The organism is Geitlerinema sp. PCC 7407, from assembly GCF_000317045.1.
Taxonomy (GTDB): Bacteria; Cyanobacteriota; Cyanobacteriia; order PCC-7407; family PCC-7407; genus PCC-7407.
Map to the genome: position 1 here is coordinate 25,757 of NC_019703.1, position 22,025 is coordinate 47,781.

A 22,025-nucleotide genomic window follows, 5' to 3' on the forward strand; every position below is an offset into this window, starting at 1 on the left:
GGAGGATCACTACACTGCCAGTGTACCAAGGGCTTCTGGAGCGGCATCGGTGGGCGCTGAGATACCAAGTAGCCCTGCCACCGATGCCTAAAGGCTGGGGTGGCAGGGCTGCTCTTTAAAAAATACGCGGACCGGAAGCGCCCAGAAATAGTGCCGAGGGCTAGGCGACGGCTTCAGGTGGGTTGACCTTGGGCTCGACTCGGGCTGCCTCAGCGCGCGATCGCTGGAACGGCTGGAAGCCGCCCTCCTTGCCGGTGATCAGGCGAGCGCCCCGCTTGCGGGTGAAGTAGTTCCAGCCCCACTGGAGCATCACCAGCAGCTTGTTGTCAAACTCGATCAGGAAGTAGATGTGGACGATCACCCAGGTCAGCCAGGCCGGGAAGCCAGCGAAGCGGGCAAAGCCCAGGTCTACCACGGCGGCGTTGCGGCCAATCACGGCTAGGCTGCCGCGATCGACGTATTCAAAGGGCGATCGCTCATGGTTGCCCCGCACCTGCCGCTTGATCACGTTGGCGACGTAGCGGCCTTCCTGCATGGCCACCGGGGCGACGCCGGGCAGCGGGCGATCGCCCTGGTGAGAGAAGTTGGACAGGTCCCCGATCACAAAGATATTCGGGTAGTTGGGCAGGCTCAGGTCCGGCTCCACCATCACCCGGCCCACGCGATCGAGCTCAGCGCCAGTGCGCAGCGCGATTTCTTTGCCCATGGGCGAAGCCTTGATACCTGCTGCCCAGAGGATGGTTTGCGAGGGGAGGTACTCGATCTTCTCGCCGTTGCGGACGGTGACCACGCCATCTTCGATGTGGGTGACCAGGGTCTTGGTGCGGACGGTGACCCCCAGATTGGTCAGGGACTCTTCGGCCTTGGCCGACAGCTCGGGGGCGTAGGGCGGCAGGACGCGATCGGTGCCCTCCAGCAGGATGATCTGGGCTTCCGTCGGGTCAATGGTCTGGAAGTCGTTCTTGAGGGTGGTGTGGGCCAGCTCCGCCAGGGCTCCGGCCAGCTCGACGCCGGTCGGACCCGCGCCCACCACCACGAAGGTCAACCAGGCCTTGTGCTTTTCGGGGTCGGTTTCTTTCTCGGCGGCTTCGAAGGCCAGGAAAATGCGGCGACGCATTTCGAGGGCGTCTTCGACGGTCTTGAGGCCGGGGGCGTCATCGGACCAGTGGTCGTTGCCAAAGTAGTGGTGGCTGACGCCGGTGGCGATGATCAGCGAGTCGTAGGAAATTTTGCCGTCGGGCAGGGTCACGGTCTGGCCAGCGGGGTCAATTTCTTTGACCTCAGCCATCAGGACCTGGGTATTCTTGTTGCGGCCCAGGACGGCGCGCAGCGGCGAAGAAATGTCTCCCGGAGACAATCCGCCGGTGGCGACTTGGTACAGCAGGGGCTGGAAAAGATGGAAGTTGCGCTTGTCGATGAGCGTGACTTTCACATTGGGATCTTTGCCCAGTTCTTTAGCGGCGTATAGACCGCCAAAACCCCCGCCGACAATAACGGCGTGGTGAGGTGCCTTCGTTTCTGTTTGAGCTGCGTTTGACATGGATGAACCTACCTGCGATCGCCTACTGGGTTCCTACAACAATTTCCACAGACGCACACCACCGGCGATCGCCGGTAATGCTTTTGGGGGAAGGTTTCCACGGTTCGACTTGTGGTGCATTTACGAGTGAGAAATTGCTGTATGGAAATCGGTGCTTGAAACGCTGAATAAGAAAAAATACTTAATTAGTATTGAATTTACATCTTTTAACCTAAGTTATCAAAAATTATTTCCAAGACAATCCGTTATCTTGCGTATCAGTTGAGGGGCCAGCCTGCCAAAAGACACTGGTAGGAAAATCAGTGTAGAAGGGGCCTGTTTCCTAAATGGTGGCCAATACTACGAAGCCTTTTGGAATCAGGTTTCGCGTGAGTGTCTGCTGACAAAGTCAAAGATTCTGGAAAAGAGCCAGTAGGAGGGGAGAGCTGCCAAAGGGCGATCGCCTTGGGTCAAGGGCGATCGCTTCTGAATTGGTTCTGAGTTGGGATTTGGGCGGCATTCGCGGCAAAATTGGGGGTATGTTACAGGACGTTTCCATGCTGCTTGCCTTTCAGTTCACCTCGCCAGGACCGATCCTGTTTGAGCTGGGGCCGATCGCAATTCGCTGGTATGGCTTGCTGATCGCCTCAGCGGTCTTGATTGGGGTGACTCTTTCCATGGCGCTGGCCAAGCGTCGGCATCTCGACCCCGATTTGGTGGCAGACTTAGCGGTTTGGCTGGTGATTGGGGCGATTCCTGCGGCTCGCCTTTACTATGTTCTCTTCGAGTGGGAAAACTACGCCCGCAACCCAGGACAGATCATTGCGATCTGGAATGGTGGAATTGCGATTCACGGGGCGGTGCTAGGGGGAACGCTGGCTGCCTGGATTTTTGCGCGCCTCAAGCGGGTGTCGTTTTGGCAGCTGGCGGATGTGGTGGCCCCGTCACTCATCTTGGGACAGGCCATTGGCCGCTGGGGCAACTTCTTCAACTCGGAGGCTTTTGGTGCGCCGACGGACCTGCCCTGGAAGCTCTACATTCCACCAGCCCGCCGGCCGCCGGGACTGATGAATTTTGAGTATTTCCATCCGACGTTTCTGTACGAGTCGCTGTGGAATCTGGCGGTCTTTGGGCTGCTGATGGTGCTGTTTTTCCGGGGGCTGCGGCGCTGGCGCCTGAAGCCTGGCACGCTGCTGCTGGTGTATCTGGTGGCCTACAGCCTCGGTCGGGTCTGGATCGAGGGGCTGCGGACCGATAGCTTGATGCTGGGGCCGCTGCGGATTGCCCAGGTGGTCAGCTTGGTGGGGGTGGCGATCGGGGCGCTGGGACTCTACTGGCTGTACGGCCTGAGGCGATCGCTCCCGGACGTTGTCTCTGAGGCGGAGGCGTCACCGGAGTCTGCCCCCTCTCGGGCCGATCGCTAGACCGGGTATTTGGCCAAAAAAAAGCCCCGAAGGTCTCCCTCCGGGGTGGATTCAGGGTGCATCTACCATCTATTTCTTCGCAGTGGCACTCCGGAGTCCGGAAAGTTGGCCCCAATTTGCGTCGGTGTGGGCCGTTGCGATCGCCCCTAGCCACGACTCCGGGACCCTTGACCCTTTTGCTGATTCGACCTTTGCTGCTGTCCTCCAACCATTAACTGTGACTCGACTGTGACCCAAACTTCCCCTGCTGCTCCCGACGCGTTGCCTTTGACCCCTGCGGTGTACATCGTGGGGGCTGGCCCTGGTGACCCTGACTTGCTGACGGTCAAGGCGCAAAAGATTTTGGCCCAGGCAGATGTGATTTTGTTTGCAGATTCCTTGGTGCCGACCCAGGTGCTCAACGGGGTGCGGCCCGATGCAGAGCTGATCCGCACGGCTAACAAGACCCTCGAAGACATTTTGCCCATCATGATTGACCGGGTGCGATCGCAGCGATCGGTGGTGCGCCTCCACTCCGGCGATCCAAGCCTCTACAGCGCTATCCACGAGCAGATCCTGGCCCTGACGGAGGCCGAGGTACCGGTGGAGGTGGTGCCCGGCATTAGCGCCTTCCAGGCAGCAGCGGCCAAGCTCAAGGCCGAGCTGACCATTCCGGACTTGGTGCAGACGATCATCCTGACGCGCATCAGCGGCCAAGCCTCCGCCGTGCCCGAGAGAGAAGAGCTGGCGTCCCTGGCGGCCCACCAGGCGAGCCTGTGCCTGTACCTGGCGGCGCGCCACGTGGAGTCGGCCCAGGAAAAGCTCCTGGCCCACTACGACCCCGAAACGCCGGTGGCCATTTGCTTCCGGCTGGGGTGGCCTGACGAGCGGATCCGGGTGGTGCCCCTGCACCAGATGGCCCAGGTGACGCGGGACGAGGACCTGATTCGGACGACGCTGTACGTGATCAGTCCGGCCCTAGCGGCGGGCGAAACGCGATCGCGCCTGTACCACCCCGAGCACACCCATTTATTCCGCCCCAAATCGGCAAAACGCTAGAATCCCCTCTGTAGCCCACTCAAACGCCCACACAAATTCCATGAACGAACTCACGCGCCGCAAGTTTTTGATCACATCGACGCTGGCTGCGGGCTTTGCCCTGGCTGCTCGCCCCCTCATGGCCCAGGTGATCCAGACCAGTCCCCAAGGCCTGACGGCGGGCGAAGTCAAAATTCCCGTGGCGGATGGCGAAATTCCGGCTTACCGGGCCATGCCAGCCACCGGGTCCAATTTCCCGGTGGTGCTGGTGATTCAGGAGATTTTTGGCGTCCACGAGCACATTCAGGACGTGTGCCGCCGGTTCGCGCAGCTGGGATACCTGGCGATCGCCCCCGAGATGTTTGTGCGTCAGGGCGACGTGTCTCAGCTCAGCGATGTGCAGCAGATCATTTCCCAGGTGGTCTCCAAGGTGCCCGACGAGCAGGTGATGTCGGACCTAGATGCCACCGTGGCCTGGGCCGAAAGCACCGGCAAGGCCAACACCAACAAGCTGGCGATCACCGGTTTCTGCTGGGGAGGCCGAATCACCTGGCTGTACTCGGCTCACAACCCCAAGGTGGGGGCCGGGGTGGCTTGGTATGGCCGCCTAGTGGGGAATGAAACCGAACTGACGCCCCAGCACCCAGTGGACATCGCAGCTTCTCTCGATGTGCCGGTGCTGGGCCTGTATGGCGGCCAGGACGACGGGATCCCGGTGTCGACGGTGGACCAAATGCGGGAGGCCCTCAAGCAGGGCGACAGCGGCTCGGACATCATTGTCTATCCCGACGCTCCCCACGCGTTCTTTGCGGACTATCGCCCGTCCTATCGTCAGGCGGACGCTGAAGATGCGTGGCGCCGTCTCCAGGGCTGGTTCAAGTGGCACGGCGTGGCCTAGGGTTTCGCCGCGAATCAGCTAGAGGGGCGATCGCCCCTCTGGCGGTGTTTTTCTCGGAGCTAGCGGACTGCAACGGCCTCGGGATTGGCTTGGGGCGATCGCGCCTGGGTCACCACCATACGCAGCTGGGCCGGCGGGGCCGCCGTGACGCCGCGCCGGGTCGGTCGCAGGTCGCGATCGCTCGTCAGCTTCAGGTCATAGCGCTGGAGCAGCGTTGCTAGCACCAGCTTTAGCTCGAACATGGCAAAGGCCGCGCCGATGCAGAGCCGGTTGCTGCCGCCAAAGGGCAAATATTCGTAGGGCGAGAACTGCCGCTCCAGGAAGCGCTCGGGCCGGAACCGCTTGGGCTCTGGGTAGAGGTCCTCGCGGTGGTGGGTCAGATAGATGCACGGCGCTAGGGGCGTCTCGGCTCGGAACTGGTAGGGGCCGAGGGTGTAGGGCTCCTTGGTGACGCGGGGCGAGACGATCATGGCGATCGGATAGAGGCGCAGGGTTTCCTGGCACACCGCCGTCAGGTAAGGCAGGCGGGCGATCGCCATGGGATCGGTCGTTCCGGCCACCGACGCCAGCTCTGCCAGCAGGCGATCGCGCACCGCCGGGTCCCGATGAATCCAGTACAGCGCCCAGCCCAGGGCCGACGCCGTGGTTTCGTGGCCCGCCAGCAGCAGGGTCATCAGCTCGTCGCGCACTTCTTGCTGGGTCATGGGCTCACCGGCTTCGTCCCGCGCCGCCAGCAGCAGCGACAAGATATCCACGCGATCGCTCTCGCCCTCGGCCTGACGCTCAGCGATTTCGGCGTAGAGCATCTCCGTGATGCGCTGCTGCTGGCGCAGCAAGCGGCCCCAGGGACTCCAAGGCCCCCAGTCTTTTTGCAAAAACTTGAAAAATAGCAGCGTCGAGCTGAGGGGTGAACCAATGCTGTCGAGGACGGCGCTCAGCTCCCGCTGGATGGCCTCGGCGCGATCGCCCTCCTCCAGCCCAAAGACCGCGTGCAAAATCACTTGCAGCGCGATCTTTTGCATCTCCAGCCGCACCTCAAAGGGCTTGCCCACCTGCCAGCGATCGCTCACCGACTGGGCGATATTCACCATGATCTGCCCGTAGGCCTTCATGCGCTCGCCGTGAAATGGCGGCATCAGCAGCTTGCGGTGGCGCTGGTGGCGATCGCCATCGAGGAGCAGCAGCGAGTAGTCGCCCACCAAAATCCGCAGCAAATGGTTGGCCTTGCCAGCATTAAAGCGATTGGTATCATCGCTCAGCAGCTCCTGGATGAGCTTGGGATCGCCAATGAAAGTCAGCTGATCATAGTTGCGGCCGATGCGGGCCTGGAACGTGTCGCCGCACTCTTGCCGACTGGATTCCATATAGCCCAGCGGATCAAAAATCCAGCGGACGAGCTGCACCAGCGTGGGGGCTTTGGGGCTTGGGGGCAAAGTTGAAACCATGGCACTAGCAATCCTTAGAATGCAATCCTGTGATGGACAGCGAACAGCGAAAACTTCAGCATGACCTCTTTTCTGAGGCCCATTTTAAAGCCACTTTTTAGGTCTCTAACCTTAAAAATCTCTGAACAAAAGATTTTTAAAGCCCAAACAAAGACCAGAATTTTTGATGGGCGACTTTTGCAACACTAAAGTTGTTCAAATGGGAAAAAATTGTAAAATCGATTCAACTTACAGCGATTTTGCGGTGACGAATGCTCGGCAAACCGTCAGTCCTTGAAAAAAGCAGGCTTGCCGGTTTTTTGGCGTTTGTTCTTCCGCCCTGTCTGTAAGTCCTCCAACCATGACGCCGTTCGGATAGGTATCTCAGCATGACAACCACCCCCGCCCAGGGCGCTGCGCGCTCGGCCCCAGCCTTTTGCGAAGGGATTTTGCATTTTGGCGAGTCGCTACCGGGCTTTGAGGCCCACGGGCAGGCTCCGGCGATCGCCCAGGGTCAAACGGCGATCGCCCAACCGAGCGATCCTGCCGCCGTCTTCCAAACCCTGCTAGCTGCCGACGCCCTGCGATACCTGACCCTCCAGGTCACCGCCAGCAAGGCCTCGGGTCACCCCGGCGGCTTCGCCAGCGTCGCAGAGGCGATCGCCGCCCTCGTCATGCTGGGCTACAAAAACATCATCACCGAAGTCGGCCACCACGCCCCCGGCTTCTACAGCACCATGTTCCTCGATCGCTCCCTCGAGGCCATGGGCATCAGCACCGTCCAGCAGATGGGCGAGCGCTTCCGGGAAATGCACGGCCTGCTGGGCCACCTCTCGGGCCAGATCCCCGGCCTGCTGAACCCCGCCGGTCCCCTCGGCCAAGGCCAGCACTTCGCCATGGCCGGCGCCCTGCTCCACCCGGGCACCCTCTTCCCCGTCACCATCGGCGACGGCGGCCTCGGGGAGCCCTACATCATGAGCAGCATGGCCCACTTCCACACGGCCTACCCCCACGCCACCAACTTCCTGCCCATCCTGGTGTGGAACGGCTACAGCCAGGAGCACCACAGCATGGTCTCCACCAAGCCCAACGAGGAAATGATCGCCTACTGGAAAGGCAACGGCTTCCAGAACGTCATCCTCGTCAACGCCAAAGACTTCGACGATGCCGACCAGCCCGGCGACTACGTCGACAGCACCGCCTTCTCGATCCAGCAGCGGCTGGCCTTCACCCAGGCGGTCCTCGAAGCCACCCAAAAAGCCGCCCAGGCCGCCCTCAGCGGCGAGCTGACGGTCTTGATTATCAAGCAGCTTAAGGGCGCTGGGGTCCACGCGCGCGGCGCCAAGTCCCACAACCTCTATCCCCAGCACACCCTTGACAACCCTGAGATCGTGAGCGCCCTCCAGGAGCGATCGCTCTCTGCCGAGGCCTGGCAGCTCGTGCGCACCAACTTCGAGCGCGCTGCTGGCGGTCCCGCATCCACCCACGTCGTCACCGAAAAAGAGCTGCCCCTGCCCGATCTAGGCACCCTGCCCCTGACGGAGTTCCCGGTCAAGGGTGACAAGCAGGTGGCCACCACGGCCATGGGCGAACTGGTGGTCCACGTGGGCCAAAAAGACCCCAACTTTGTGGTTACCAACGCGGACGGCAACGCCGCCTCGGGCATCAACAACATCAACGTGGGCCTGAAAATCATTCACCCCACCCTCGATGACACCTACTTCCAAGCGCCCAAGGGCCAAGTGTATGAGCCCCTGAGCGAAGATGCCTGCGCCGGTCTGGCGGTGGGTCTGGCCCTCTTTGGCGCGCGATCGCTCTGGTGCTCCTACGAGTCCTTCGCTATCAACGGCCTGCCGATTTGGCAAACGGTGACCCAGGCCATGACGGAGCTGCGGCGTCCGACGCCCTCCACCATCACCCTGTTCACCGCTGGAGCCCTCGAGCAGGGCCGCAACGGCTGGACCCACCAGCGCCCCGAGATCGAGAACTACTTCGCCGCCATGATGCGGAACGGCAACATCTTCCCGCTGTTTCCCTGCGACGCCAACAGCATCCAGGCCTGCTACGAGTGGGCTCTGGGCACGAAAAACAAAGGCATCACCATCACCGCCAGCAAGTCCCCGCTGCCGGTGCGCACCACCCTCGAGCAGACCCGCCAGGGCCTCAAGGACGGTGGCATTGTCCTCCACGACAGCGAAGGCTCCCGCAAAGTCGTCTTCGCGGTGGTTGGGGATATGACCTTGCTGCCGGTGCTGGATGCGGCGACCCACCTAGAAGCCGAGGGTATCGGCGTGCGCGTGGTGTCGGTGATCAACCCGCGCCGACTCTACCGGCCCACGGACGTCGCCTGGGAGACCTGCACCGAGCCGGACAGCCACTTCCTCGAGGACGCTGAGTTTGAGCGGTTCTTTGGGGGGGATGCGGTGATCGGGGTGACGGGGGGCAGCAGCGCCATGCTGGAGCCGCTCATGCTGCGCAGCACCGCCAAGCGAGACATCTTCGCCTGGAAGCGCGGCGAAACGACGGCCACCGCAGGCGACCTGATGAGCTTCAATGGCCTGACGGCTGAAGCCTTGTCTCAGCGCGCTACGGAGCTGCTGGGCTAGGTGAGGGGCCTTTGATTCCCCGGGGCAAAAGGCCTGTGAACCAGACCTTTTGCCCGCCCGCAATCTGCTTTTGTTAACCGGTTTATTGGGCGCGGCGACGCCAGCGATCGCCCAATCCCCAGAGACCCAGAGCGGCCAAAGCGGCGATCGCCCCCGGCTCCGGTACAGTCTGGTTATCCCCGATGGCGTCGAAGCCCCGCAGCTTGAAGGTCACCGCGCCCCGCGCGTCATTCGCGTTGGGGTTTGGTGCGCCCAGATCCCAGCTCAGTCTGGCCAGTCCTGCCAGGGAGCTGATGGGAGTGTCGCTGCGGAAAAAGAACTGATCCAAGTCTTGGCCCGCTGCTGGGGCCGTGCTCACGCTGGACACTGGCGTGATGCCCGCCCCGTTAACGCTAGAAACTGACAGCGCCATGCGGGTGCCGGGGGCCACAGACGCGTCGCGGGTCAAAGACCTCGTCAGCAAGTAGAACCCGTCGAAGACATTGGACGCAGCGCCGACGGGAGCATAGGAAATGGTTTGTGAGCCAAGGGTAAAAGCGGCGGTGCTGCCATTCCAGGTCAGGCTCCAGGGCACATCTTCACCATTGGTCCAGTCGCGGTAGATCTGGCCTGTGTTACCTGCCTGAGCGCCATCCGGCCCGATGGCGTACTCATAGTCACGAAACCCGGTCGCTCCGGCCCGCCCTTCTACGGCCCAGCCGAGATCGGTCCAGTCAGTGGGATCCGAGGCGGGGGTCAAGGTGACGGCCTGAGCGGGCAGGCTAGCCAACAGCACAGAGCTTCCCGCAAGGGCGGAAAGCGACAGGAGAAAAAGCTTCGCCATAATACGAAACCCCAGGGGCAATGGGACACCACCAGATTGGCACAGTGTCGAGGCCCCGGAGGTCGGAGTTCGCGATTTGTCACAGAGCCCGTAGGCTGGCGCTCTTAGGCGCTGGGAGAGACCGAAGCGGTGCGCACGCGGTGACCGATATCGCGGCGGCAGTAGGCACCGTCAAAGCGGATTTTGTCGACGGCGGCGTAGGCGTTGGCGAAGGCCTCGTCGAAGGAGTCGCCAAGGGCCGTGACGTTCAGGACGCGGCCGCCGTTGGTGAGGACGTCCTTTTGCATGCGGGTGCCAGCGTGGAAGACGACGGCACCGGTGGCTTCGGCATCAGCGATGCCGCTGATGACTTTGCCTTTTTCGTAGGAGCCAGGATAGCCGCCAGCGGCCATGACGACGCAGGCTGCGGCGCCGGATTTCCAGGCGATCGCGGTGTCGGCGAGGCGCTGGTTGACGCAGGCCAGGAGCAGCTCGTCGAGGGGCGTATCGAGCAAGGGCAAGATGACCTGGGTTTCGGGATCGCCAAAGCGGCAGTTAAACTCGACGACCTTGGGATCGCCCTCGGGGGTGATCATCAGGCCCGCATAGAGGACGCCGCGATAGTCGATGCCCCGGTTGCGCAGGGCGGCGATCGCCGGTTCGAGGACTTCTGCCTGGATGCGGGCCATCAGCTCGGGCGTCACGAGGGGAGCCGGGGCGTAGGCGCCCATGCCGCCGGTGTTGGCGCCGGTGTCCCCTTCGCCAATGCGCTTGTGGTCCTGGGCGGGGACAAGAGGACGAATGGTCAGGCCGTCGGTGAGGGCAAGAACGGAGACCTCTTGGCCCACCATGCACTCTTCGATCACCAGGCGGCTGCCCGCGTCGCCAAACTGGCCCCGGAAGGCTTGGCGAATGGCGTCTTCTGCTTCGGCAACGGTGGCGGCGACAGTGACTCCTTTACCGGCGGCGAGGCCGTCTGCTTTGACGACGATGGGCGCGCCTTCGGCCTGGACGTAGGCGATCGCCTCGGCCTCTTGGGTAAAGACGGCGGCTTTGGCCGTGGGAATATTCGCTTCCTCCATCAGGGCTTTGGCCCAGGCCTTGCTGGCCTCGATTTGGGCGCCGGCCTGAGTGGGACCAAAGACAGGAATGCCCAGCTTTTGCAGATAGTCGGTGATGCCTTCGGCGAGGGGAGCCTCGGGACCGATCACGGCGAGCTGGACGCCGCTGGTGCTGACGAAGCGGCGAATGCCTTCAAAATCGTTGACCTGGAGGGGAAGGTTTTGGCAGCGCTCCAAGGTTGCCGTGCCGCCGTTGCCTGGGACGCAGATGACCTGCTTGACACGCGGGGATTGCAGCAGTTTCCAGGCCAGGGCGTGTTCCCGCCCGCCATTACCGACGACTAGAACCTTCACAGTAGCTACCTTCTCAAAATTCGAGACAAAAGACTGGTGGGCGGCGATCGCCCGATGGCACTTCAAACGCCGCTCAGGAATTTCCACAGAGCGTATTATAGAGCGCTGAGAGACCGGCGTGTGTCTTGACCCTGGCGATCGCCCAGCGCCGTCGGAACTTTCCCCGACAGCTGAGCTTCTTGGGGAATAAGAGAAAGGCAGCGCGCGATGGAGCAGAGCATTGAGCCGCTGCTGGGAGCGCGGTAGTCTGGGAGAGTTTCTAGGGCGAGGGTGCCAAGGAGCGATCGCGCCTGATGCCTGCGAATCTCCAGGCGATCGCCGATTTCTCGCAAATTCACCAGAAGGCTGTGGACAAAGCAATGGGGCGGCGAAAGGGTCAAAAGCTGGGATATTTTGCGCTGATGCTGGGATGGCGATCGCTGATGGGTGCGCTCGTCCTGGGTTTGGGTTGGCTGCCGGAGGTCCAGGCCGCTGAGCCGACACCGGGCGATCGCCCCGATGTGATCATCGAGCCGCGCTTGGGCAATCCGGCGGAGCCAACGGAGCCGAGCCCCGCCCCGGCGCCGCCGACCCCGAGTCCAGCCGTGCGATCCCTGGCGGACGTGCTGCCCCTATGTCCGGGCTATTCCCTGGCGGACCTGACGCCGGAGCCCGCCGAGGTCGCCGACGAGGAAGATGAAGACGAGGACGAAGAAGAAGAATATGCAGAGGAAATTAATCCTCTCGACATCGAAAAGAATCCGCCGGACCCCCTGCTGCCCAATCCCAAGGTGACCGGACCCTTGAGTCCCCAGGCTCAGCAGCGACTGCGATCGGACCTCGACGCCCTCAACACCTGCGCCTCGGCCCTCTATCGCTTGGGGAACCTGCCGACGGCCTTTGAGGTGTGGTTCCGGGAGCTGCGGCTGCGGCGGGCTTTGGGACCCTTCGAAGAAATCATTGCCCTTAGCCGCGTCGGCGAGGTGGCCTGGCTCGAGGGAGAAACCAAAGAGCTGCGCTACATCACAGCCCGCCTGCAAGAAATCGAAACAGAGGCCCGCACGGCCAACACCCTCGATGATGCTCTTCTGCGGACCCTGGGCGCTGCCTACCAGCAGGTGCGCAAGCCAGACGCCGCGATCGCCGTTTACCGGCAAATCCTGGAGCGATCGCGCCAAACCGGCGATCGCCTCTCCGAAGAAGCCGCCCTCAACACCATTGGTCAGCTCCAGCAGGGCTGGTTTCAGTACACCGCCGCCGCCGAGACCTACCAAGAGCTGCTCCAGTTTGTCCGGGCCAAGGCCGATCGCCCGCCCCAAAAAGCTGACGAAGTGATCGTCCTGCGCAAGCTGGCCTACATCTACGAGCAGGACAAGCAGTTTCTTCAGGCCATCGAGATTTCAGAGCAGCTCGCGGCGCTCTACCAAACCGAAGCCAACCTGACGGACCTGCCCACCCTGCGGCTGAAGATCGCCCAGTACCACGAAGCCGCGGGCCAACTGGCCGAAGCAGAGCGAAACTACCAAGAAGCCTACGCCCTAGGCCAGTCCCTCCAGCAGTACGCCCGCGCGGGCGACGCCCTGGCCGGATTGGGCAAGTTGTATCGCACCCACAACGCCCTAGATACGGCCCTCCAGTCCTATCAGGTTCTGCTCGGCGTCACCCGCCAGACCTACGATGCCTACGGCACCATGGAGGCCTACGACCAGATCGGCCAGATCTACCGCGAGCAGAAAAAATACGACCAGGCGATCGCCGCTTTCCAGAGCGGTCTCACCCTCGCCCAGCAGCTCAAGCACCAGGTTGATTACTTCAACCAGCAAATCCAGCGGACCACCACCGCCGCCACCGGTACCCCGGCCACCCCCACGCCCAAGCCTGCGACACCCCCGGCCCAGCCCGCTCAGCCCGAGCCTCGCCAGACGCCGCCTGCACGCCCTCCAGCCTCCCCTTCCATTGAGGTGCCGACGCGCACGCTGCCGACGGGTCTACCCGGCACCGTCGTTGACCCGCTCCTTTCACCTCCCTAGGGCTGGATCACCTGACTTCCAGCACGCTGGAAGTTTGGCTAGAATCTGGCCGAAAATTGGATAACTGGGAAAAGCCAGCTCTTGGGTGAGGGGCTGGCGACGGGCCTAATAGCGAATTCGGGGGTCCACCAAGGCATTGAGAATGTCGATCAAGATGCTGGCAAACACCACGATCGCCGCAAAAAACACCACAATTCCCTGGACGGTCGGATAGTCCCGCAGCGAAATCGCTTCGTAGAGGCGATTGGCCAAGCCGGGCCACGAGAAGGTAACCTCGGTCAAAATCGCGCCCCCCAGGAGCGCCGCCAGGGTCAGGCCCAGCACCGTGATCACCGGAATCATGGCGTTTTTCAGGGCGTGGGCAAACAAAATGCGGCCTTCGGGGATTCCCCGCGCGCGGGCCGCCTCCACGTAGTCAGACTTCAGGGTTTGACGAAGATTGACCCGCACAATTCGCTCAAAAATGCCGCTCAGCAAAATCCCCAAGGTCAGACTAGGCAGCGCCAAGTAGTGCAGCGCGGTGAAAAACTGCCCGAGATTGGCGCTCAGCAGGCTATCTAGGGTATAGAGGCCCGTGGGACCCACGGGGGCCGGCGTCGTGATGGGAAAGCGAGTCCCCAGGGGAAACCACTGGAGCTGCACCGCAAAAACCAGCTGCAACAGCATCCCCACCCAAAAGGCGGGCACCGAATAGGTCAAAATGCCGAACAGTCGGCCCCCCGCGTCCCAAGGCGTGTCGGGGCGGGAGGCCGAGAGCGCCCCGACGCCAATACCGACCACGAAGGCGATCGCCATGCTGATCACCGCCAGCTCCACCGTCGCCGGAAAAAACGCCTGAATGATGTCCCACACCGACTGGCCGCGGCTGGTCAGCGAGGTTCCCAAGTCAAAGCGCAGCAGGTCCCCCATGTAGATCAGGTACTGCTTCCAGAGGGGGCCGCCCAAGCCCAGCTCCTCCCGCAGTGCGGCCTTGACGGCCTCCGGGGCCCGGGGTCCCAAGATGGCGTCAATGGGGTCGCCGGGCGTCGCCCGCAGCAGCAGAAACACCACCGTTGTGATGGTCCACAGCATGAGCGGGGCGAGGAGCAGCCGGACCGTGATGTAGGACTGGAGAGCGCGAGAGCGGGACATGGGGAAGCGGGGCCAAGGGCTGAGACGACGTTAGGCGGGTGACTTGCGAATGGCCCAAAGGGCGACCCGCTGGGTGGGATCGAGGCCAGCGCCGCTGACCCCCTGCTGCACAAACAGGAACTCTTTGTTCTGCCACAGCGGAATAAAGGGCACGTCCTGGGCGGTGATGGTCTGAATTTCTGCGAGCAGCTTTTGGCGATCGCCGTCATCCTGAGTTTGGCGCTGCTGATCGATCAGCTCATTCATCCGCGCATTGTAGTAAAAGGAGCCCTGGCTCTTGGTGGAGCCTTCTTGGCAACCTTGCTCCGCTGATCCTTGGGCGCAGGCCAGGAACGGCTGAATGTAGTTGTCCGCGTCAAAAAAGTCCGGTGCCCAGTCCAGCAGGAAGGTCGGATAGATGCCCTTGTCGAGGTTCTGGTAAGCGGTGGCGGCTTCCACGCTCTTGAGGTCGAAAATCAGCGCCCCTTCTAGGGACTGCTCCACGGCGGCCTTGAGGGTGGTGGCGGCCAGGGCGTTGCTGGTCAGGTTGGCGCGATACCAAAACTCGATGGTGAGGGGATTTTCCTTGGAATAGCCCGCCTTTTGCAGTAGCTCCAGGGCCTTGGCCTTGTTGGCGTCTCCGTAGGCGGTTTGGAAGGTGGGCTCGCTGGCGTCGAGGGTGTTGGGCAGCAGGCTGTAGAGGGGCTCCACCTGGCCCTGGAAAACGCGATCGCGCAGCAGAGGCCGGTCAATGGCGGCGGCGATCGCCTGACGCACTTCCAGCTTGTCGAGGGGCTCGCTCAGCACATTCAAGCTGACGTAATGAATGCCGTTACCATTGCCCTCGATCACCTGCCAGCCGCCCTGCTGAGCTCCCTGCTGGAGGGTCCGAATCTGGTCTAGGTCCAGGTTTTGGTAGGCGACATCCACCCCCCGCGTCCGGAAGGTATTAAACAAGTTGGCGGGGCTGGAGAAAATCTGGATGTCCACCCCGTCGTTGCTGGGTTTTTCGCCCCAGTAACCCTCGAAGGCGTCGAAGCGCAGCGAGTCCGTGTTGTACTGGGCCAGCTTGTAGGGGCCGGTGCCGATGAAGGTGTCCGGCTTGAACTGGCCCGCGCCGATGGCGTAGGCCTTGGGGGAGACGGCGCAGGTGCCGGAGATGGTCAATAGATTGGGGAAGGCTGCGAAGGGCTTTTGCAGCTTGATGGTCAGCTCGTAGTCGCCCGTTGCCTCGACGGACTCGACGATGTCAGCGAGCAAAAAGGCAGGCTGGCCGCCGTTCTCGATGAAGCGCCGCAGGGAAAAGGCCATCGCTTCGGCATTGAAGGGCTCGCCGTCGTGAAACGTGACGCCTTCGCGGACAGGAATGGTGTAGGTGAGGCCGTCGTCGCTGACGGTGGGGAGCGCCGTAGCGAGCTGGGGCTGTAGCTCATTGGTGCCGGACTTGTAGGCGTAGAGGCGATCGCCCAGGTTGTAGAGCAGATTGCTAGCCAAAATCTCGGTGGCGTCCGCCGGGTCGAGGGTGCGCACCTTGGCGGTGGTGCCCAGCACGATGCGGTTGCTGTCCGTGGCGGCGGGACTGGAAGCCGAGGGAGAAGGGCGATCGCTGGAGCAGCCCACCACCAGCAGGCAGCAGCCCAAGAAGAGACCCAGATACTGCCAGAGCGATCGCCGCGATCGCCGCCAAACTCCCCAAAACGAACGCAATTGGTGCGGCTGGCCCATAAAACTTTTCCCCATTGGATATTGGCTCAGGAAACCCACGGCAGAACGGCGATCGCTCTAGGCCCGACCCGAAAAAAGTCCGCCTTCGGAGCGTTCCCGACATTCAATCATACCGATATGCCAGACGCAATTCTGCCGCCGCATCACTGCATCAGGAAGCCCCAAGCACAAAAATTTGGGAGCGATCGCCTCAGTGCCCGTTCACCTATCCTGAGTCAACCTAGGGAAAAACAGCTAGATCGAGTAGTACAGCGGAAACGCCTTCGCCTCTCGGGGCTTCACATACACGCGCTGCTGAGGCTCAAGCTGCAGCTCATCAAAGCGCTCGCGCGTGAGGTGAGCCGTCACCACCTGACCATCATCGAGGGTCAGCTCCGCCTGAATCTCCCAGCCCAGGTGAATGATTCGGTGGACCCGCGCCGGCGCGCTGACGCTGTCCGCCTCCATCTCGATCACCACATCCCGCGGCCGCACAAAAATCTCTGGATGGGGCGAATCAAAGCCATTTCCCTGGAAAATGCGCGACGTACTGGGCAGCACGTTCACCGGCCCGATGAAGCTCATCACGAAGGCAGACGCTGGATGATCGTAGATCTCAGCGGGCGTGCCCACCTGCTCTACTTTTCCTTTATTCATCACCACGATGCGGTCCGAGACCTCCATCGCTTCTTCTTGGTCGTGAGTGACAAACACCGTCGTCACATGCACTTCGTCATGCAGGTGGCGCAGCCAGGCCCGCAAATCCTTGCGCACCTTGGCATCGAGCGCCCCAAAGGGCTCATCCAGCAGCAGCACCTTGGGCTGGACCGCCAAGGCCCGCGCCAGCGCCACCCGCTGCCGCTGACCCCCGGAGAGCTGGGATGGATAGCGATCGCCCAGTCCGCTCAGCTGCACCAGATCCAGCAGCTCCTCCACCCGATTTTTGATCCGGTTGCGGGGGACCTTGCGCAGCTCCAGCCCAAAGGCAATATTGCGGCGCACCGTCATGTGCTTGAACAAGGCATAGTGCTGAAACACAAAGCCAATGTTGCGCTCTTGGACGCTCTGATAGGTGGCATCCTTACCCGTCAGCAAGATTCGCCCCGAATCCGGCATCTCCAGACCCGAGATCAGCCGCAGCAGCGTTGACTTCCCCGAGCCAGAAGGCCCCAGCAACGCCACGAGGGAGCCCGATTCGATTTCAAGATCCACTTGGTCGACAGCCTGAAAACTGCCGAAGCGCTTGGAGACTTTCTCAACGACAATGCCCACAGTCAGCGACCTCTGGTCTGGTGATATGAAAACAGCGGTCCCATCGCTTGAACCTAGAAAAATTCTCGCGCGCCTAGCCCTTCCCACCACAAATGATCCACATCAATTGCGCCTGGGAAGGCAAAATAAATCCACGGTTAGTCGATGGGGTTACTGTAGTTTTATATCATGAATGACCGGCCCCTGCGGCAAGATTCTTGAGAGATCGCCTGCGAGGAATCAGCCGAAACTACAGCAGTCCACGCTGCCCACATCGCACCCGCTACAGTCGCCGCAGTCTCCGCAATCCGGACTCTCGCAGCCATCAAAAGCGCAGCCCTCGATCTCAAGGCAGCCATCAAAAGCGTCGCAGCACTCGACCCCGTCACAGCTAAGGTCTGCGCAGTCTTGGGCTCTGCGCTGGCAAGGGTGCGGGCGATTTGTACTATGGGTGGTTTGGGAGCAGAGGGGGCGCGCCTTGATCTGAGTGTTGGCGGCGCTGCACGCGTCAAAGCGCTCCCGAGCAGCGGCGATCGCCCCCTGCCAGCCCTGCTCAGCGATCATGCGCTTGACGTACTGGGAGCAGGACTCCCCGCCGTGCAGCACGCGGTAGGCACAGGAAAAGCCCTTATGGGGCGAAAGATGGCGCTGATAGCCACTAATCGAGGCGATCGCAGCTCGGTCGAGCGCTTGATGGACCCAAGGAACCTGCATCACGGCGAAAACCCACAAAGTTGTCGAAAAAAGTTGTCAAAAGATGACATCCCCTTGGAGCGATCGCGTTCCGCACAGCGCTAAAATGCGCAACAAAACCGTTTTGTGTCGAAATATTACGCTGTGTTTCAATTCGGTGATGTCCCTGAAACGCAGCGCCAGCGGGCAAAAGCTCCGTGATACCATCACAACTTGTAGCCGTACGAGATTGGGAGAAGACCTTTGGCACTACGGGTTGCAGTTGTTGGTTCCGGTCCGGCAGGCTCCTCCGCTGCCGAGACGCTCGCGAAAGCTGGTATTGAAACCTATCTTTTTGAGCGCAAGTTAGACAACGCGAAACCCTGCGGTGGTGCAATTCCCCTCTGCATGGTGAGCGAATTCGATTTGCCCCCCGAAATTATCGATCGGCGGGTGAGACGCATGAAAATGATCTCCCCCTCTAATGTCGAAGTTGATATTAACCTGGACAATCAAGACGAATATATTGGCATGTGCCGCCGGGAAGTCCTCGATGGCTTCCTGCGCGATCGGGCTGCCAAACTGGGTGCAAAACTCATTAATGGAACCGTTCATAAACTGGATCTGCCCACCAATAGCACAGATCCCTATACCCTTCACTACGCCGATCACTCTGACGGCAGCATTGAAGGTACGGCTAAAACCCTCCAAGTCGATCTCGTCATCGGCGCTGACGGAGCAAACTCTCGCGTTGCCAAGGCCATGGACGCCGGGGACTACAACTACGCGATCGCCTTCCAAGAGCGCATCCGTCTCCCCGAAGACAAAATGGCTTACTACCAAGACTTGGCGGAGATGTACGTCGGTAACGACGTCTCGCCCGACTTCTACGCTTGGGTCTTCCCCAAGTATGACCACGTCGCTGTCGGCACCGGCACGATGAAGGTCAACAAGGCCATGATCAAGAGCCTGCAAGCAGGGATTCGCGCCCGGGCTGCCAAGCGCCTCGAAGGCGGCAAGATCATCAAGGTCGAAGCTCACCCCATTCCTGAGCATCCCCGTCCTCGCCGGGTGGTGGGTCGCGCAGCCCTCGTCGGCGACGCTGCGGGCTACGTCACCAAGTCCTCGGGTGAAGGGATCTACTTCGCGGCCAAGTCCGGTCGCATGTGCGCAGAAACCATTGTGGAAGTTTCCAACAATGGCGCGCGCATTCCCACCGAGGCAGACCTGAAGCTCTACCTCCAGCGCTGGGATAAGAAGTACGGCCTCACCTACAAGGTGCTGGATCTGCTGCAAAACGTCTTCTATCGCTCTGACGCGACCCGCGAAGCGTTTGTGGAGATGTGCGCCGATCGCGATGTGCAGCGCCTCACCTTCGACAGCTACCTCTACAAGACCGTGGTCCCCGCCAATCCTCTGGTGCAGCTCAAGATCACGGCCAAGACGATCGGTAGCCTCCTGCGCGGCAATGCTCTCGCACCCTAGGGAGTTCCCTAGCCGATAGATTTCTCGGTTTCCATCGAGAAGCTTTCAGTTTCCTAGACCTCTGTAAGCCAGCACTCAAAAAGTGCTGGCTTTTTGTTCTGCGGTTGGCGGCTGCCTTTCTAGAATGAAATCAGGCTGCGATCGCCTTTTTCGCGTCTTGCGGGCATCGCAGGTTTGCAAAGGAGGTCAAGTATGGAGCTCAAGGTTGTTCCGGTTGAGATTCCGGAGGGCTGCAACGTCATCCTCGGCCACAGCCACTTCATCAAGACGGTGGAGGATTTGCACGAGATCTTGGTCGGAATTTCGGGGCAGGTAAAGTTTGGGCTGGCCTTTTGTGAGGCGTCTGGGCCGTGCTTGATTCGGGTGTCGGGCAATGACGACGGGCTGCAGCAGGCCGCAGTGGGCAATGCCCAGGCGATCGCGGCGGGCCACAGCTTTGTGATCTTGCTGCGCGAGGCCTTCCCGGTGAATTTCCTCAATGCCATCAAGCAGTGCTCGGAAGTCTGCACGATTTATTGCGCGACGGCCAATCCGGTGCAGGCGATCGTGGCGGAAACGGAGCAGGGGCGCGGTATTCTGGGGGTCATCGATGGCTTCTCGCCCAAAGGGGTGGAGGGGCCGGCGGAGCAGCAGGTGCGCCGGGATTTCTTGCGCCAGATTGGCTACAAGCTTTAGGAGGGACCGTGGCGACGATTTTACGGGATTTGAGCTATCGCTATCAGTGGCTCTATGACGCGATCGCGCGCCTGTCGGCTCTGAGCGTGGGCGGAGAGGCGCGCTTTCGGCAGCTCGCGCTGCAAGGGCTGCCCTTGCAGGAAGACACTCAGGTGTTGGATCTGTGCTGCGGCAGTGGTCAAACGACGCAGTTTCTGGTCCAGCGATCGCGCCACGTGACCGGACTGGACGCCTCGCCGCGATCGCTCCAGCGAGCCCAGCGCAACGTCCCCCAGGCCGCCTATGTCCAGGCCTTCGCCGAAAAAATGCCCTTCCCGGAGGCGCAGTTTGACCTGGTGCACACCAGCGCCGCCCTCCACGAGATGGCCCCGGACCAGCTGCGGCAGATTGTGGCGGAGGTCTACCGAGTGCTCAAGCCCGGTGGTTACTTTGCCCTAATTGACCTGCACCAGCCGACAAATCCCGTTTTCTGGCCCGGCGTGGCGGCTTTTCTGTGGCTCTTTGAGACAGAGACTGCATGGCAACTGCTGGCCACGGACCTGGCCCAGGTGCTAGAGCAGGCGGGCTTTCGAGTCAGCGGGCGATCGCTCCACGCGGGCGGCAGCCTGCAAGTCCTCCAGGCCCAAAAACCGGCCTAGGGCGCTTGCTTGGCAAGACGAATGCGTTCGACCGCTAGTTGAGGCGGTGGTTGTTGTTGTAGCGGATGCGCGCCCCGGCCCACAGCAGCTTTTCGCGCAGCGTCCCGTAGTAGGAATAGTTTTCTCGCAAAATAATGAACTGGGCCTGACAGTTGGCCATGCGGATGTCCACGCGCTGGCCGGGCCAAATCGCCGTTGCTAGCACTCCGTCCATCCACAGCTTGGTGCTCAGATCGGGGTCTGCCAGGGGCCAAACGCTCACCACCGAGCCCGCTGGCAGGATAATCGGGCGGCTCGACAGGCTCAGGGGACAGATGGGCGTGACGGCGATCGCCTCCATGCCGGGATGCATGATCGGCCCGTTCGCTGAGGCTGTGTAGCAGGTCGAGCCCGTTGGCGTGGCCACGATCAGTCCGTCTCCCTGATACTGATCCACCACCTCACCGTCCACCTCCATCTCAAGAATCGAGGTGGGCATCCGATCGACCGAGGCAGGCTTGACGCACATTTCATTCAGGCACAAGTAGCGATCGCTCACCGGCTCCTGGTTACTGCGATCGCCCTCATAGAGCCGCGCTTGCAGCATCATCCGCCGCTGCACCGCAAAGCGATCCTCCAGCAGCCGCTGCCACACCTGCTCCGTATCCTGAAACAGATCCGCGGGCTCCGTGAGAAAGCCCAAGTGGCCGCCCACATTCACTGCCAAAATCGGCACCTCATCCTCCGACAGGTGCCGCGCTGCCGCCAGCGCCGTCCCGTCGCCCCCCAGCACCACCGCCAAGTCAATCCTCTTGCTGGTAGACGCCAAAAAGACGGGGTAGGGGTTGTCCTTAGGGCCACTCGGGCCGAGCAGCACTTTACACCCAAGAGCTTCTAGCTCTTGGGTACAGCGCTCAGCACTCCGGCGGCTCAAGCTATCTCCCGCCTTGTATGCAACGATGACCTGATCTAAATTCACCGCCCGGTCAGCAAAAAACGACAGACCTCGCGCCCGCTCCCAGAGCGCCGCAAGGCCTGCTTCACGTTAACACCAAAGGTCTACCACTTCAGCAGGTTAAACTGCTCCATGTCGACGGTGTCGCGGTTCCGGTAGATCGACAGAATAATCGCCAGACCGACCGCCGACTCGGCCGCCGCAATGGTAATCACAAACACCGAGAAAACCTGACCCTTGATGCCCTGGGGATCCAGATAGTTGGAAAACGCCATCAGGTTGAGGTTGACTGAGTTGAGCAAAAGCTCAATGGACATCAGCACACGCACCGCGTTGCGGCTCGTCACCAAGCCGTAGATGCCGATGCAAAAAAGTGCGGCTGCCAGCAGCAAGAAATATTCCAGATGCATAACCGTGGATTGCCCTTAGCCCAACGAATGAC

Annotated in this window: 19 protein-coding genes; 8 read left to right on the forward strand and 11 right to left on the reverse strand. The window is 61.4% G+C overall.

Translation table 11 applies throughout. The features are described from left to right. Positions 1 to 160: 160 nt before the first annotated feature. Complete coding sequence (locus GEI7407_RS00165) at positions 161 to 1,540, reverse strand: NAD(P)/FAD-dependent oxidoreductase (protein WP_015170106.1); 1,380 nt, start codon at positions 1,538 to 1,540, stop codon at positions 161 to 163. 518 nt (positions 1,541 to 2,058) lie between these two features. On the opposite strand from GEI7407_RS00165, the gene lgt reads away from it, so the two are divergent. From lgt to GEI7407_RS00180, 3 genes are all read left to right on the forward strand, one after another. Next, positions 2,059 to 2,943, forward strand: coding sequence for a prolipoprotein diacylglyceryl transferase (gene lgt, locus GEI7407_RS00170; protein WP_051030640.1), 885 nt, complete (start codon positions 2,059 to 2,061; stop codon positions 2,941 to 2,943). A 228-nt stretch (positions 2,944 to 3,171) separates the two neighbouring features. Continuing rightward, entirely contained in the window at positions 3,172 to 3,981 is an 810-nt protein-coding gene (cobM, locus tag GEI7407_RS00175; RefSeq protein ID WP_015170108.1) for a precorrin-4 C(11)-methyltransferase, read from the forward strand. A 40-nt stretch (positions 3,982 to 4,021) separates the two neighbouring features. Then, positions 4,022 to 4,858, forward strand: a complete 837-nt coding sequence (locus tag GEI7407_RS00180; protein WP_015170109.1) for a dienelactone hydrolase family protein — start codon at positions 4,022 to 4,024, stop codon at positions 4,856 to 4,858. A gap of 59 nt (positions 4,859 to 4,917) precedes the next feature. Here the strand turns inward: GEI7407_RS00180 and GEI7407_RS00185 are convergent, their stop codons facing one another. Next, positions 4,918 to 6,303: a cytochrome P450 gene (locus GEI7407_RS00185; protein WP_015170110.1), complete on the reverse strand. Its 1,386-nt coding sequence runs from the start codon at positions 6,301 to 6,303 to the stop codon at positions 4,918 to 4,920. A gap of 368 nt (positions 6,304 to 6,671) precedes the next feature. On the opposite strand from GEI7407_RS00185, the gene GEI7407_RS00190 reads away from it, so the two are divergent. Then, positions 6,672 to 8,888 (forward strand): transketolase, encoded by a 2,217-nt coding sequence (locus GEI7407_RS00190; protein ID WP_015170111.1) that lies wholly within the window; start codon positions 6,672 to 6,674, stop codon positions 8,886 to 8,888. Between the two features lie 82 nt (positions 8,889 to 8,970). Here the strand turns inward: GEI7407_RS00190 and GEI7407_RS00195 are convergent, their stop codons facing one another. The 3 genes from GEI7407_RS00195 to GEI7407_RS20825 form a co-directional block, all read right to left on the reverse strand. Beyond that, positions 8,971 to 9,711 carry a choice-of-anchor W domain-containing protein gene (locus tag GEI7407_RS00195; protein ID WP_015170112.1) on the reverse strand — a complete coding sequence of 247 codons (741 nt, stop codon included), beginning with the start codon at positions 9,709 to 9,711 and terminating at the stop codon, positions 8,971 to 8,973. Positions 9,712 to 9,815: 104 nt separating this feature from the next. Beyond that, positions 9,816 to 11,105, reverse strand: a complete 1,290-nt coding sequence (purD, locus tag GEI7407_RS00200) for a phosphoribosylamine--glycine ligase (protein WP_041268549.1) — start codon at positions 11,103 to 11,105, stop codon at positions 9,816 to 9,818. 95 nt (positions 11,106 to 11,200) lie between these two features. After that, positions 11,201 to 11,443, reverse strand: a complete 243-nt coding sequence (locus tag GEI7407_RS20825; RefSeq protein ID WP_150109697.1) for a hypothetical protein — start codon at positions 11,441 to 11,443, stop codon at positions 11,201 to 11,203. 9 nt (positions 11,444 to 11,452) lie between these two features. Between GEI7407_RS20825 and GEI7407_RS00210 the strand changes: the two genes are divergently transcribed. Next, positions 11,453 to 13,114: a lipopolysaccharide assembly protein LapB gene (locus GEI7407_RS00210; protein WP_150109698.1), complete on the forward strand. Its 1,662-nt coding sequence runs from the start codon at positions 11,453 to 11,455 to the stop codon at positions 13,112 to 13,114. A 105-nt stretch (positions 13,115 to 13,219) separates the two neighbouring features. On the opposite strand, the gene GEI7407_RS00215 is transcribed toward GEI7407_RS00210, so the two are convergent. The 4 genes from GEI7407_RS00215 to yidD form a co-directional block, all read right to left on the reverse strand. Further along, positions 13,220 to 14,245 carry an ABC transporter permease gene (locus GEI7407_RS00215; RefSeq protein WP_015170115.1) on the reverse strand — a complete coding sequence of 342 codons (1,026 nt, stop codon included), beginning with the start codon at positions 14,243 to 14,245 and terminating at the stop codon, positions 13,220 to 13,222. A 30-nt stretch (positions 14,246 to 14,275) separates the two neighbouring features. Then, the gene (locus tag GEI7407_RS00220; RefSeq protein WP_015170116.1) at positions 14,276 to 15,949 is read right to left on the reverse strand and encodes an ABC transporter substrate-binding protein; all 1,674 of its coding nucleotides are present in this window, start codon (positions 15,947 to 15,949) and stop codon (positions 14,276 to 14,278) included. A 234-nt stretch (positions 15,950 to 16,183) separates the two neighbouring features. Further along, the gene (locus tag GEI7407_RS00225) at positions 16,184 to 17,200 is read right to left on the reverse strand and encodes a sulfate/molybdate ABC transporter ATP-binding protein (protein ID WP_015170117.1); all 1,017 of its coding nucleotides are present in this window, start codon (positions 17,198 to 17,200) and stop codon (positions 16,184 to 16,186) included. Positions 17,201 to 17,419: 219 nt separating this feature from the next. Further along, positions 17,420 to 17,893, reverse strand: a complete 474-nt coding sequence (gene yidD / locus GEI7407_RS00230; protein ID WP_015170118.1) for a membrane protein insertion efficiency factor YidD — start codon at positions 17,891 to 17,893, stop codon at positions 17,420 to 17,422. 222 nt (positions 17,894 to 18,115) lie between these two features. On the opposite strand from yidD, the gene chlP reads away from it, so the two are divergent. The 3 genes from chlP to GEI7407_RS00245 all read left to right on the forward strand — a co-directional run bounded on the left by chlP (position 18,116) and on the right by GEI7407_RS00245 (position 20,649). Next, positions 18,116 to 19,336, forward strand: coding sequence for a geranylgeranyl reductase (gene chlP, locus GEI7407_RS00235; protein ID WP_015170119.1), 1,221 nt, complete (start codon positions 18,116 to 18,118; stop codon positions 19,334 to 19,336). A gap of 192 nt (positions 19,337 to 19,528) precedes the next feature. Then, positions 19,529 to 20,011: an adenosine-specific kinase gene (locus tag GEI7407_RS00240; RefSeq protein ID WP_015170120.1), complete on the forward strand. Its 483-nt coding sequence runs from the start codon at positions 19,529 to 19,531 to the stop codon at positions 20,009 to 20,011. A gap of 8 nt (positions 20,012 to 20,019) precedes the next feature. Then, positions 20,020 to 20,649 carry a class I SAM-dependent methyltransferase gene (locus tag GEI7407_RS00245; protein WP_015170121.1) on the forward strand — a complete coding sequence of 210 codons (630 nt, stop codon included), beginning with the start codon at positions 20,020 to 20,022 and terminating at the stop codon, positions 20,647 to 20,649. Between the two features lie 34 nt (positions 20,650 to 20,683). Here the strand turns inward: GEI7407_RS00245 and GEI7407_RS00250 are convergent, their stop codons facing one another. Together GEI7407_RS00250 and nuoK are read right to left on the reverse strand one after the other, a co-directional pair. Next, a complete protein-coding gene (locus GEI7407_RS00250; RefSeq protein WP_015170122.1) occupies positions 20,684 to 21,607 on the reverse strand; it encodes an NAD(+) kinase in 924 nt (307 codons plus the stop codon). A gap of 80 nt (positions 21,608 to 21,687) precedes the next feature. Continuing rightward, the gene (gene nuoK, locus GEI7407_RS00255; protein ID WP_015170123.1) at positions 21,688 to 21,993 is read right to left on the reverse strand and encodes an NADH-quinone oxidoreductase subunit NuoK; all 306 of its coding nucleotides are present in this window, start codon (positions 21,991 to 21,993) and stop codon (positions 21,688 to 21,690) included. Positions 21,994 to 22,025 lie beyond the last annotated feature (32 nt).

What these genes read in the sequence shown, in the direction of transcription:
- GEI7407_RS00165 (WP_015170106.1), bottom strand. Translation starts at nt 1,540, where the DNA reads ATGTCAAACGCAGCTCAAACAGAAACGAAGGCACCTCACCACGCCGTT.
- lgt (WP_051030640.1), top strand. Translation starts at nt 2,059, where the DNA reads ATGTTACAGGACGTTTCCATGCTGCTTGCCTTTCAGTTCACCTCGCCA.
- GEI7407_RS00180 (WP_015170109.1), top strand. Translation starts at nt 4,022, where the DNA reads ATGAACGAACTCACGCGCCGCAAGTTTTTGATCACATCGACGCTGGCT.
- GEI7407_RS00185 (WP_015170110.1), bottom strand. Translation starts at nt 6,303, where the DNA reads ATGGTTTCAACTTTGCCCCCAAGCCCCAAAGCCCCCACGCTGGTGCAG.
- GEI7407_RS00190 (WP_015170111.1), top strand. Translation starts at nt 6,672, where the DNA reads ATGACAACCACCCCCGCCCAGGGCGCTGCGCGCTCGGCCCCAGCCTTT.
- GEI7407_RS00195 (WP_015170112.1), bottom strand. Translation starts at nt 9,711, where the DNA reads ATGGCGAAGCTTTTTCTCCTGTCGCTTTCCGCCCTTGCGGGAAGCTCT.
- GEI7407_RS00215 (WP_015170115.1), bottom strand. Translation starts at nt 14,245, where the DNA reads ATGTCCCGCTCTCGCGCTCTCCAGTCCTACATCACGGTCCGGCTGCTC.
- GEI7407_RS00220 (WP_015170116.1), bottom strand. Translation starts at nt 15,949, where the DNA reads ATGGGCCAGCCGCACCAATTGCGTTCGTTTTGGGGAGTTTGGCGGCGA.
- yidD (WP_015170118.1), bottom strand. Translation starts at nt 17,893, where the DNA reads ATGCAGGTTCCTTGGGTCCATCAAGCGCTCGACCGAGCTGCGATCGCC.
- GEI7407_RS00240 (WP_015170120.1), top strand. Translation starts at nt 19,529, where the DNA reads ATGGAGCTCAAGGTTGTTCCGGTTGAGATTCCGGAGGGCTGCAACGTC.
- nuoK (WP_015170123.1), bottom strand. Translation starts at nt 21,993, where the DNA reads ATGCATCTGGAATATTTCTTGCTGCTGGCAGCCGCACTTTTTTGCATC.